General features: G+C 72.7%; 11 protein-coding genes. 9 read left to right on the top strand and 2 right to left on the bottom strand.

Annotated elements, in window-relative coordinates; genetic code table 11:
• Positions 1-223 (top strand): hypothetical protein (locus tag ACFO3Q_RS13540; RefSeq protein WP_377005262.1); only part of this gene is annotated, 223 nt, incomplete at its 5' end.
• 248 nt (positions 224-471) lie between these two features.
• Here the strand turns inward: ACFO3Q_RS13540 and ACFO3Q_RS13545 are convergent.
• Together ACFO3Q_RS13545 and ACFO3Q_RS13550 are read right to left on the bottom strand one after the other, a co-directional pair.
• Positions 472-1164 carry a hypothetical protein gene (locus tag ACFO3Q_RS13545; protein WP_377005263.1) on the bottom strand — a complete coding sequence of 231 codons (693 nt, stop codon included), beginning with the start codon at positions 1162-1164 and terminating at the stop codon, positions 472-474.
• A gap of 121 nt (positions 1165-1285) precedes the next feature.
• The gene (locus ACFO3Q_RS13550) at positions 1286-2224 is read right to left on the bottom strand and encodes a carbohydrate kinase family protein (protein ID WP_377005264.1); all 939 of its coding nucleotides are present in this window, start codon (positions 2222-2224) and stop codon (positions 1286-1288) included.
• Between the two features lie 278 nt (positions 2225-2502).
• Here ACFO3Q_RS13550 and ACFO3Q_RS13555 point away from each other — a divergent pair, with 278 nt between their 5' ends.
• From ACFO3Q_RS13555 to ACFO3Q_RS13590, 8 genes are all read left to right on the top strand, one after another.
• Positions 2503-3549 carry a rod shape-determining protein gene (locus ACFO3Q_RS13555; protein WP_377005265.1) on the top strand — a complete coding sequence of 349 codons (1047 nt, stop codon included), beginning with the start codon at positions 2503-2505 and terminating at the stop codon, positions 3547-3549.
• A 74-nt stretch (positions 3550-3623) separates the two neighbouring features.
• Entirely contained in the window at positions 3624-4565 is a 942-nt protein-coding gene (gene mreC / locus ACFO3Q_RS13560; RefSeq protein ID WP_377005266.1) for a rod shape-determining protein MreC, read from the top strand.
• Positions 4562-5056: a rod shape-determining protein MreD gene (mreD, locus tag ACFO3Q_RS13565; protein ID WP_377005268.1), complete on the top strand. Its 495-nt coding sequence runs from the start codon at positions 4562-4564 to the stop codon at positions 5054-5056. Before mreC ends, mreD begins: the two co-directional genes overlap by 4 nt.
• A 3-nt stretch (positions 5057-5059) precedes the next feature.
• Complete coding sequence (gene mrdA, locus ACFO3Q_RS13570; protein ID WP_377005269.1) at positions 5060-6970, top strand: penicillin-binding protein 2; 1911 nt, start codon at positions 5060-5062, stop codon at positions 6968-6970.
• Positions 6967-8079: a rod shape-determining protein RodA gene (gene rodA / locus ACFO3Q_RS13575; RefSeq protein ID WP_377005270.1), complete on the top strand. Its 1113-nt coding sequence runs from the start codon at positions 6967-6969 to the stop codon at positions 8077-8079. Before mrdA ends, rodA (ACFO3Q_RS13575) begins: the two co-directional genes overlap by 4 nt.
• Before the next feature lie 63 nt (positions 8080-8142).
• Positions 8143-9255, top strand: a complete 1113-nt coding sequence (rodA, locus tag ACFO3Q_RS13580; RefSeq protein WP_377005271.1) for a rod shape-determining protein RodA — start codon at positions 8143-8145, stop codon at positions 9253-9255.
• A gap of 85 nt (positions 9256-9340) precedes the next feature.
• The gene (gene mltB, locus ACFO3Q_RS13585; RefSeq protein ID WP_377005272.1) at positions 9341-10414 is read left to right on the top strand and encodes a lytic murein transglycosylase B; all 1074 of its coding nucleotides are present in this window, start codon (positions 9341-9343) and stop codon (positions 10412-10414) included.
• The coding region (locus tag ACFO3Q_RS13590; protein ID WP_377005273.1) for a septal ring lytic transglycosylase RlpA family protein at positions 10414-11237 on the top strand (824 nt) is incomplete at its 3' end. The genes mltB and ACFO3Q_RS13590, both read left to right, overlap by 1 nt.

Consider the following 11237-nt stretch of genomic DNA (forward strand, 5'->3'; position numbering starts at 1 on the left):
GGACGAGCAGCACGAGATTCGCGAGGAGTGGCCGGACGAGTACGACGACGAGGGCAACCTGATCCGCGAAGCCGGCAGCGAGGTCACGCAAGAGTATCGGCCAGCCGGAGACCGCTACAGCCTCCGCCCAAGCGAACTAGCATGGTTCGTGATAGCTGGGCAAGGCGCACGAATGGCGGAGATCGAAAGGCGACTGGAAGCACTGGACGCTGCTCGCGAGTAGCCGATTTCCTACTCACGCGCGCGGCGCTGGCTCACTGTCGGTGGGCCGGCCGGCCGGCACTCTGTCGTTGCCCCGGACGCCCAGGCCATACACCGCGGCGACCGCATCGCAAGGGAGCGGGCGCACAAGGTCAGCTTCTGGAAGAGCCGGCGCCGGGGCGCTGCTGCGGCTCATCTCTGCACNCGGCCGCGTTCGTGGGGTGATGCCTGGCCTGTCCCGCCGGAGAGGCGCCGGCGGTCGGCCCCGGCTCAGTGGTCGGAAGGCCGTGGCCTGTCCCGGCGGGGAGGGCCAGTGTGCGACGACCGTGCCGGCGCAGTGGGGCGCGTCGGCGCAGGAGAGGATCTCGAAGCGGCTGCCGCCCGCGCAGGCGGTCGTTCGGCCAGGCCGGGGTAGGGCCGGCGGACGGTGACCCGGGTCGCGCAGTCCGGAGCGGCGTTGTCGGCAAGAACCTCGAGCCGGCTGCCGCCGGCATGGTCGAGCCTGTATCCGTGGGCGCCGCCGGGCCCTTCCGGCGGCAGCGGGACATGGGGCGAGGGTGGGTAGCGGGCCGCCTCATGGGCGCCGAGCCCCCGGGCCAGCGCATGGATGTCCAGGCAGGGGCTGCCGGCGATACGCAGGACGATGAGCCCCGCGTTGTCCACGCCAACCCCCTGCCGGATGCGCAGGTCGAGTTCCTCGACGACGTGGCCGTCGGCATCGACGAAGCCCGGCAGCCGCAGGTCCTGCGGGGCGGTGGCGGCATCGGGCGGCAGCGCCACCAGTGGCCCCAGCGCCGCGGAGACGCTGGCCTCGCCCACGGCGACGGCGCGCAGTGCATGGGCGACCTCCGCCACGCGCGGTGGCGCATCGGGCGGCGATGCGTCCGCCTGCGCCGTCAGCGCCAGCGTCGCCAGGGCGAGCAGTGCGGTGGGGCGGGTCGAGGGAAGCCGTGACGCGCGCATGCAGGGACCGGAGCGGGCCGGGGGCGGGACGGCCGCCGTCGCAGGATGGACGAGGCCGCGCCTGGATTCCATCGATGGCCGCGCGCTTCCGGCCCGCCCAGGACGCGGCGCCGCCGCGGTCTCAGCGGAGCGAGTAGCCGAACTGCTGGGTGAACTGCTCGGCGAACTCGTCGTAGTCGAAGCGCTGGTTCTGGGTGCCGGGGTGCTCGACCTTGAGCGCGCCCATCAGGTTGCCCATGCGGCCGATGGTCAGCCAGTCGTAGCCCTTCATGATCCCGAAGATCAGGCCGGCGCGGAACGCGTCGCCGCAGCCGGTCGGGTCGGTGACCCGGCGCTCGTGGGCCGGCGGGATGTCGTGCACCTTGCCCTCCGCGTGGATCACCGCGCCCTTGGGGCCGCGGGTGGCGATGTAGGCCTTCACGCGCTGGGCGATCTCGGCCTCGCTCCAGCCGGTGCGCTCCTGCAGCAGGTTGGACTCGTAGTCGTTGACGGTGACGTAGTCGGCCTGCTCGATGAAGGCGCGCAGCTCCTCGCCGTTGAACAGCGGCATGGCCTGGCCGGGGTCGAAGATGAAGGGGATGCCGGCCTCGGCGAACTCGCGGGCGTTCTGGATCATGCCCTCGCGGCCGTCCGGGCTGACGATGCCGAACTCGATGCCCGGCACGTCCCTCACGTGGTTCTCGTAGGACCGCATCATCGCGCCCGGATGGAAGGCGGTGATCTGGTTGTTGTCCAGGTCGGTGGTGATGAAGGCCTGCGGGGTGAACAGGTCCTCGATCTCCTTGACCTGGTCCAGGCGGATGCCGTGCTCCACGAAGTGCTGGCGGTAGGGGCCGAAGTCCTGGCCGACGGTCGCCATCGGCACGGGCTCGCCGCCGAGCAGCTTGAGGTTGTAGGCGATGTTGCCCGCGCAGCCGCCGAACTCGCGCCGCATCCGCGGCACCAGGAACGACACGTTCAGGATGTGGACCTTGTCCGGAAGGATGTGGTTCTTGAAGTGGTCCGGGAACACCATGATGGTGTCGTAGGCGAGGGACCCGCAGATCAGGGCGGCGGACATGGGCACGGGGCTCCGGGAAGACGCAAAGCCCGCCATGGTAGTGGAGTTGGCGGACGGAGTGGCAGCGGGGGGGGGCCGCGCGCCGGAGCCGCGCACGGGCGCGCGGAGGCCGTTCCGGGCCGGGCGGTGGATTTTCCCGGCGGCTTTCCCGGTCCCGCCCTTGATTTAACGAGGTTTTTCCTTGCTGCCCGCGGGGGCGGTTGCTAGGCTTGCCGACTTCTTTCGCACCCGCTCCACATCGGGGGTGCGCGCCGCTCCTCCTCTCCCGAAACCACCTGATGTTCAAGAAGCTCCGCGGGCTGTTCTCCAACGACCTGGCCATCGATCTCGGCACGGCCAATACCCTCATCTACGTGCGCGGGCAGGGCATCGTCCTCAACGAGCCGTCCGTGGTCGCGGTGCGCCAGGACCGGGGCGGCGGCAGCCAGCGCCAGGTGGCGGCGGTGGGCCTGGAGGCCAAGCGCATGCTGGGCCGCACGCCCGGCAACATCACCACGGTGCGGCCGATGAAGGACGGCGTCATCGCCGACTTCACCTACACCGAGGAGATGCTCAAGCACTTCATCAAGAAGGTGCACCGCTCGCGCTTCCTCAAGCCGAGCCCGCGCGTGGTGATCTGCGTGCCCTGCGGTTCGACCCAGGTCGAGCAGCGCGCGATCAAGGAGTCGGCCGAGGAGGCCGGCGCGCGCGACGTCTACCTGATCGAGGAGCCGATGGCGGCCGCGATCGGCGCCGGCATCGCGGTCAGCGAGGCCCAGGGCTCGATGGTGATCGACATCGGCGGCGGTACGTCCGAGGTGGCGGTCATCTCGCTCAACGGCGTGGTCTACTCGCAGTCGGTGCGCATCGGCGGCGACCGTTTCGACGAGGCGATCATCGCCTACGTCCGCCGCACCTACGGCACCCTGATCGGCGAGGCCACGGCCGAGCGCATCAAGCTCGAGATCGGCTGCGCCTACAAGCAGGACGACAATCCGACGATGGAGGTCTCCGGCCGCAACCTCGCCGAGGGCGTGCCGCGCATGATCACCATCTCGGCCAACGAGGTGCTCGAGGCCCTGCACGAGCCGCTGTCCGGCATCGTCGCCGCGGTGAAGCAGGCGCTGGAGCAGACCCCGCCGGAACTCTGCGCGGACGTCGCCGAGCGCGGCATCGTGGTTACCGGCGGCGGCGCCCTGCTGCGCGACATCGACCGCCTGTTCTCCGAGGAGACCGGCCTGCACGTGCACATCGCCGAGGACCCGCTGACCTGCGTCGCGCGCGGCGGCGGCCGGTCGCTGGACATGATGGACACCCTCGGCAGCGACTTCTTCGTCCCGGAGTAGCATGCCGGGCCGGGCCCGCGCCCTGATCCGCCGCCGGCGACCGCGCCGGCCGTTCCACAGCCCCGCCACAGATCGTGCCCACGGCCAATTCCGCCCGCCTCGCCGACGCCAGCGGCACGCTCAAGCTGCTCGCATACCTGGCGGCGGCGGTGGTGCTGATGGCCGCCGACCATCGTGGCGGCTGGCTGCACGAGGCGCGGCGCCAGGCCGCCGTGCTGGCCGAGCCGGTCTGGTGGCTGGCGGCGCTGCCCGGCCGCGCGTTCACCAGCGCCCACGACACCCTGAACACCCACGGCGACCTGCGGGAGGAGAACGCGCGCCTGCGCCGCGACCTGCAGATCGCCAACGCCCGGCTGAGCCGCATGCAGGCGGTCGGCCAGGAGAACGCGCGCCTGCGCGAGCTGCTGAACGGCACCCGCGGCTACCGCCTCAACGTGCAGCTCGCCAGCATCGTCGACATCGACCTCGACCCCTACCGCCGCCGCGTGGTGCTCGACCTCGGGCGCAGCGCCGGCCTGGAGCCGGGGCAGGCGCTGATCGATGCCGGCGGCCTGGTCGGCCAGCTGATCGAGGTCGGCCCGCGCCGCTCCACCGCCCTGCTGGTGACCGATCCCGACCACGCGGTGCCGGTGCAGGTGGTGCGCTCGGGGCTGCGGCTGGTGGTCGACGGGACCGCCGCGCCGGACCGCCTCGAGGCGCGCAACGTCCCGCAGAGCGGCGACATCCAGGTGGGCGACGAACTGGTCACCTCGGGCATCGGCGGGCGTTTCCCGGCCGGGTTCCCGGTCGGCACCGTGACCGGCCTGCGCCATGACGACAGCCGCTCCTTCGTGATCGCCGAGGTCCGCCCGGCCGCACGCATCGCCCGCAGCGGCGAGGTGCTGGTGGTGTCCAACCTGCCGGCCGAGCCGGAGGTCGGGCCGCCCGATCCGCGCCTGCGGGTCGTCCCCGACGCGGAGAGCCCGGCGGTCGCGCGCGAGGGCGAGCCCCTTTCGGGTGGGGAGGGCGCGCGATGAGCCGCAACCGCTCCGGCTGGCTGCTGCCGCTGAGCCTCCTGCTCGCCCTGGTCCTCGGGCTGATGCCGCTGCCTGAGGTCATCACGCCGCTGCGGCCCTACTGGCTGGGCCTGGTGGCCTGCTACTGGCTGATCGAGACGCCGGAGCGCACCGGGCTCGGTTTCGCGTTCCTGGTCGGGCTGGCCGGCGATCTCGTCTACGGCACCCTCCTCGGCGAGCAGGCGCTGCGCCTGGTGATGCTGGCCTTCATCGTGCAGCGCTTCCGCGCGCGCCTGCGCTTCTTCCCGCTGTGGCAGCAGGCGCTGGCCGTGGGCGGCCTGCTCCTCAACGACCGGGTGATCGCGGCCGCCGTGCGGTTGGCCTCGGGCGAGGGGCTGCCGCCGTGGCCGTTCTGGATCTCGCCGCTGGTCGGCACGGCGCTGTGGCCCTGGCTGTTCCTCGCGCTGGACGACCTGCGCCTGCGCCTGCGCAAGACGCCGTCGAAGGGCTGAGCCATGGCCCGCGCGCGCCGCTCCCGCCCCACGCTCAAGAACCACCGGCTGGAGGCCGAGCAGTTCCGGCGCCGCGCGCTGCTGGCCTTCCTCGGCATCTTCGCGGGTACGGTGCTGCTGGCCGCGGGCTACTTCCAGCTGCAGGTGGTGCGCCACGACGAGTACGCGACCCGTTCGGAGTCCAACCGCATCAAGCCGCGTCCGGTGGTGCCGGCGCGCGGGCTGATCTACGACCGCGCGGGCCGCCTGCTGGCCGACAACGTGCCGGCGTGGCGGCTGGAGATCACGCCCGAGCAGGTGCCGGACATGCAGGCCCTGCTGGACGACCTGCGCACCGTGGTGGCGGTGGACGACGGCGACATCGCGCGCTTCGAGAACGAGCGCCGCGCCAACCCGCGCTTCCGCCCGCTGCCGCTCAAGCTGCGCCTGTCCGAGGCCGAGGTCGCGCGGCTGGCGGTGGACCGGCACCGCTTCCCCGGCGTGGAGGTCGTGCCCTACCTGACCCGCCGCTACCCCTACGGCCCGCTGATGGCGCACGTGGTCGGCTACGTCGGCCGGCTCGACGCGGACGACCTGCGCAACCTCGGCGACGCACGCTTCTCGGCGCTCAGCCACATCGGCAAGACCGGCGTCGAGCGCTACTACGAGGAGCGCCTGCGCGGCGAGATCGGCTACGAGTACGTCGAGACCAACGCCGGCGGACGGGTGCTGCGCACCATCCGGCGCACGCCCGCGGTGCCGGGTGCCGACCTGCACCTCTCGGTCGACGTCGAGCTGCAGCAGGCGATGGTCGACGCCTTCGAGGGGCAGCACGGCGCGGCGGTGGCGGTCGATCCGCGCACCGGCGAGATCCTCGGCATGGTCAGCCTGCCGAGCTACGACACCAACCTGTTCGTGGGCGGCATCTCGTTCGCCGACTTCAAGGCGCTCAACGAGGACGTCTCGCGGCCGCTGTTCAACCGCGTGGTGCTGGGCGGCTTCGCGCCGGGCTCGACCATCAAGCCGTTCATGGGCCTGGCGGGGCTGGAGTACGGCCTGCGCCGGCCGCAGGACACGACCTTCTCCAGCGGCGCCTTCCGCCTGCCCAACGTCTCGCGCGAGTACCGCGACTGGCGCCGCGGCGGCCACGGCCACGTGAACCTCACCGAGTCGCTGGCGCAGTCGGTCAACACCTACTACTTCAAGCTCGCGGTGGACCTCGGCATCGACCGCATCGAGACCTTCATGTCGGAGGTCGGCTTCGGCCAGCGCACCGGCATCGACCTCAGCGGCGAGGCGGTGGGCGTGCTGCCCTCCCGCGGCTGGAAGCGCGGGCGCATGGGGCAGGAGTGGTATCCCGGCGACACCGTCAACGTCGGCATCGGCCAGGGCTTCTGGGTGGTGACGCCGCTGCAGCTCGCGCAGGGCATCGCCATGCTCGCCGACAACGGCACCCGCCGTCGCCTGCACCTGCTGCGCGCCAGCCGCGCGGGCTTCGACGCCCCGCTGGTCGAGGAGCCGCAGGCGCCGCCCGTCGTCGTGTCCGCCAGCCCTGCCAACATCGACGCGGTGCGCGACGGCCTGGTCGCGGTGATGCACGGCCCGACCGGCACCGCCCGCGCCGCGGCGCAGGGCGCGCCCTACCGCATGGCCGGGAAGACCGGCACCGCGCAGCTGGTGACCCGTCGCGGCACCGCCTCGCTCGACCCGCGCTCGCTGCCCTACCACCTGCGCCACCAGGCGCTGTTCGTGGGCTACGCGCCCGCGGAGGACCCGACCATCGCCATCGCGGTGGTGGTGGAGCAGGGCGGTTCGGGCTCGGGCGCCGCGGCCCCGGTGGCGCGGCGCATCTTCGACGCCTGGGTGCTGCGCGGCGAGGGCCGCGACGCGGACGCGATCCCGCTCGCGCAGCGTGCCGGCGGCGCCGCGCGATGAGCGCGGTGTTCGTGCAGCCCGTCCGGCTGGTGGCCCGCGCCGTCGGCAACCTGGACCTGTTCCTGCTGGTCGTCCTGCTCGCCCTCATGGGGATCGGGCTGGCCGTGCTCCACAGCGCGGGCGCCGACGGCGGCGCGCTGATGCGCTCGCAGGCGGCCCGCTTCGGGGTCGGCCTGGTGATCCTGGCGGTGCTCTCGCGGATATCGCCAGTGCGGCTGCGGACCTGGACGCCCTGGCTGTTCGCCGGCAGCCTGCTGCTGCTGATGGCCGTGCCGATCGTCGGCACCGGCGGCAGCGGGCGGCGCTGGCTCTATCTCGGCGCCTTCTACCTGCAGCCCAGCGAGCTGATGAAGCTCACCGTGCCGATGATGGTCGCCTGGGTGCTGCACCGCGCGGCGCTGCCGCCGCGGCTGCCCACGCTCGTGCAGTGCGCGGCCGTGATCGGGGTGCCGGTGGTGCTGATCGTGATGCAGCCGGACCTCGGCACCGGGCTGCTGATCGGCCTCTCCGGCGCCTTCGCCGTCTATCTCGCCGGGCTGAGCTGGTGGTACATGGGCGCCGGCGCGCTGGCCGCCGCCGCCGCCGGGGTGCTCATGTGGATGTTCGGGCTGCGCGAGTACCAGAAGAACCGCCTGCTCACCTTCGTGGACCCGGAGCGGGATCCCCTGGGCACGGGCTGGAACATCCTGCAGTCGAAGATCGCGGTCGGCTCCGGCGGCCCCACCGGCAAGGGCTGGGGGCAGAGCACACAGGCGCACCTGGACTTCCTGCCCGAGCAGACCACGGACTTCGCCTTCGCGGTCCTGGCCGAGGAGTTCGGCTGGATCGGCGTCTGCCTCGTGCTGCTGCTGTTCGTCGTGGTGCTGGCGCGCTGCCTGTGGATCGCCAGCCAGGCGCGCGACAGCTACGCGCGGCTGCTGGCCGGCGCGCTCGCGATGACCGCGCTGATGTACGTGCTCGTCAACGGCGGGATGGTCGCCGGCCTGCTGCCCGTGGTGGGCGCGCCGATGCCGCTGGTGTCCTACGGCGGGACGTCGGCGGTCTCCATCCTCGCGGGCTTCGGCATCATCATGTCGGTCCATGCGCACAAGCGCTTCATCGGAGGCTGACGCGGCCATGTCCCCGGGACGCCCGAGCGCCACGACGCCCCGTCGCGTCCGGAGCCCGCTGCCGTGAACGCCCTGCTGCACTGGTCCGGCGACCTGTTCCGCCGCGCGTTCGGCAACATCGACCTGCCCCTCGGCGCGACACTGGTCGCCCTCCTCGCGATCGGGCTGGTGGTGCTGCACAGCGCCGGCGGCGACAGCGTCGCCCTGGTGGTGCCGCAGGCGCTGCGCTTCGGCGTCGGTCTCGCCGCGCTGGTGGTGATCTCCAGGATCCCGCCGGGCCGGCTGCGGCTGTGGACGCCGTACCTGTTCGCGGGCTCGCTGCTGCTGCTGATGCTGGTGCCCGTCCTGGGCACCGGGCGCAGCGGGCGGCACTGGCTCAACCTCGGCGTGTTCTACCTGCAACCGGCCGAGCTGATGAAGCTGACCGTGCCGATGATGGTGGCCTGGATACTCCACCGCCAGGTGCTGCCGCCGCGCTTCCCGGCCCTGGTCGCCTGCGCGGCGGTGATCGGCGTGCCCACGGCGCTGATCGTCGCGCAGCCGGACCTCGGTACGGGGCTGCTGATCGGGCTGTCCGGCGCCTTCGCGGTGTTCCTCGCCGGCCTGAGCTGGTGGTACATCGGCGCCGCCGCCCTGGCCGCCGCGGTCGCCGCACCGCTGGCCTGGCTCTTCGGCCTGCAGGAGTACCAGAAGAACCGCATCCTCACCTTCCTCGACGCCGAGGCCGACCCGCTGGGCACGGGCTGGAACATCCTGCAGTCGAAGATCGCGGTGGGCTCGGGCGGCCTCACCGGCAAGGGCTGGGGCCAGGGCACGCAGTCCCACCTCAACTTCCTGCCGGAGCACACCACCGACTTCATCTTCGCGGTGCTGTCGGAGGAGTTCGGCTGGGTCGGCGTCTGCGTGACCCTGGCGCTCTACCTGTTCGTCCTCGCCCGCTGTCTCTGGATCGCCGCGGAAGCGCGCGAGAGCTACGGGCGCCTGGTCGCGGGCGCGCTCGCGCTGACCTTCTCCGTCTACGTGCTGGTCAACGGCGGCATGGTCGCGGGGCTGCTGCCGGTGGTCGGCGTGCCGATGCCGCTGCTGTCCTACGGCGGCACCTCGGCGGTGTCCCTGCTCGCCGGGTTCGGCATCGTGATGTCGGTGGCCGCGCACAAGCGCTTCATCGGAGCCTGAACGCGCGCGGTTTTTCTGCGTCGCCTGCACGGGCGCGCGGCGTGCGCATGGTAGATTGGCCGCGCTTCGCAACGGGTCCTCGACGATGCTTCAACGCCTGTGTCTCGGTCTGCTGGCGGCGGTCGCCGCCGCAGCGGTCGCTCCAGCCCATGCCCAGACGCCGCAGCCGCCGGCGGCGGAGCGCGAGGCCTTCATCGAGCAGGTCGTGCGCGAGCACGGCGTGCCGGCCGAAACGGTCCGCGACGCGCTCGACCGCGCGCGCTACCAGCAGGGCATCGTGGCGGCGATGAGCCGTCCGGCCGAGGCGCGGCCCTGGCGCGACTACCGGCCCAACTTCATCACCGACGGGCGCATCCGCGACGGCCGGCGCTTCCTCGCCGAGCACCGCGAGGCGCTCGCGCAGGTCGAGGCCGAGTACGGCGTGCCGGCCGAGGTGGTGGTCTCGATCATCGGCGTGGAGACCAACTGGGGCGGCTTCACCGGGCGCCACAAGGTGCTCGACGCGCTCTACACCCTGGCCTTCTTCTATCCGGTATCCGGCGACCCGGCGCGGGCCCAGTACGAGGCCGACCGCCAGACCTACTTCCGCCGCGAGCTGGGCAACCTGTTCCGCCTGGTGCGCGAGGAGAACCTCGACCTGCACGGCCTCACCGGCAGCTACGCCGGCGCCATGGGCTGGGGCCAGTTCATGCCGTCGAGCTACCTCGCCTACGCGGTCGACGGCGACGGCGACGGGCGCCGCGACCTGTTCAACTCGCTGCCGGACATCCTGGCCTCGGTCGCCAACTACTTCGCCGCGCACGGCTGGCAGCGCGGCGAGCCGGTGGCGGTGCGCGCCGAGCGCGCGCCCGGCGCACCGGAGTGGCGCCCGGAAACCTGGCGCCGCGGGACCACCTTCGACGAGCTGGCCAGCGCCTTCGAGCAGGCCGCCGCGTGGGGCTACCGCCCGCAGGAGCCCGGCGTCGAGCGCACGCCGCGCGCGACCCTGGTGACGCTCGAGGGCGCGCAGGGCATGGAGTACTGGCTCGGTTTCCAGAACTTCTACGTGATCACCCGCTACAACCACTCGCCGCTGTACGGCATGGCCGTCTACCAGCTCGCGCGGGAGATCGCCGGCGGACCCGTGAGCGGTCCCGGCACGGGTACCGCCGCGCCGTGATGCCGGGCGGCAGCTTCGTCCGGGTCGCCCTGGTCGTGCTGCTGGCGCTCGCGCTGGCGGCCTGCGGCGGGCGCAAGACCCGACCGGGCTCGGTGCCCCAGCCGCTGGGCGAGGGCGCGCCGGCGCGGGTGACGCCGCTCGCCGCAGGCGAGGATCCCTGCGCCGTGGTGCTCCAGCACGACGAGCGCTGGTACACCCCGGGCGGCCTGTACGCGCCGCACATCCGCGACGGCCGGCCCAGCGTGCAGCTCGACGTCGCGAACCTGCCGGAGCCGGTGCCGCAGCTCGAGCCGTTGTCGCGCTACGGCAACCGCTCGCCCTACACCGTGCTCGGCAAGAGCTACACGGTGATGGACGAGCGCGCCCGTTCGCGCTACCGCGAACGCGGCATCGCGTCGTGGTACGGCACCAAGTTCCACGGCCGCCAGACCTCCAGCCTCGAGCCCTACGACATGTGCCAGTTCAGCGCCGCGCACAAGTCGCTGCCGCTGCCGAGCTACGCGCTGGTGACCAACCTGGAGAACGGCAAGGACGTCATCGTCCGCGTCAACGACCGCGGCCCCTTCCACGAGGGCCGCGTGATCGACCTCAGCTACGCCGCGGCGCTGCGGATCGGCGTCTACGCGCGCGGCACCGCGCAGGTCGAGGTGCAGGCCATCGACCCGAACGACCGGCGCTGGCAGCGCTTCCTCGCCGCCCGCGGGGTGGGTGCGCCCGCCGCATCGCCTCGCCGAGCGCCGGCAGCAGCGCCCTCGGCCGCCACGCCGCCGGTCCAGGCGCCGCCCACCGCGGTCGCCGCGGCTCCGGCGCTGCCGCCGCCGGC

Source organism: Coralloluteibacterium thermophilum, from assembly GCF_042654365.1.
Classification (GTDB): domain Bacteria; phylum Pseudomonadota; class Gammaproteobacteria; order Xanthomonadales; family Xanthomonadaceae; genus Coralloluteibacterium; species Coralloluteibacterium thermophilum.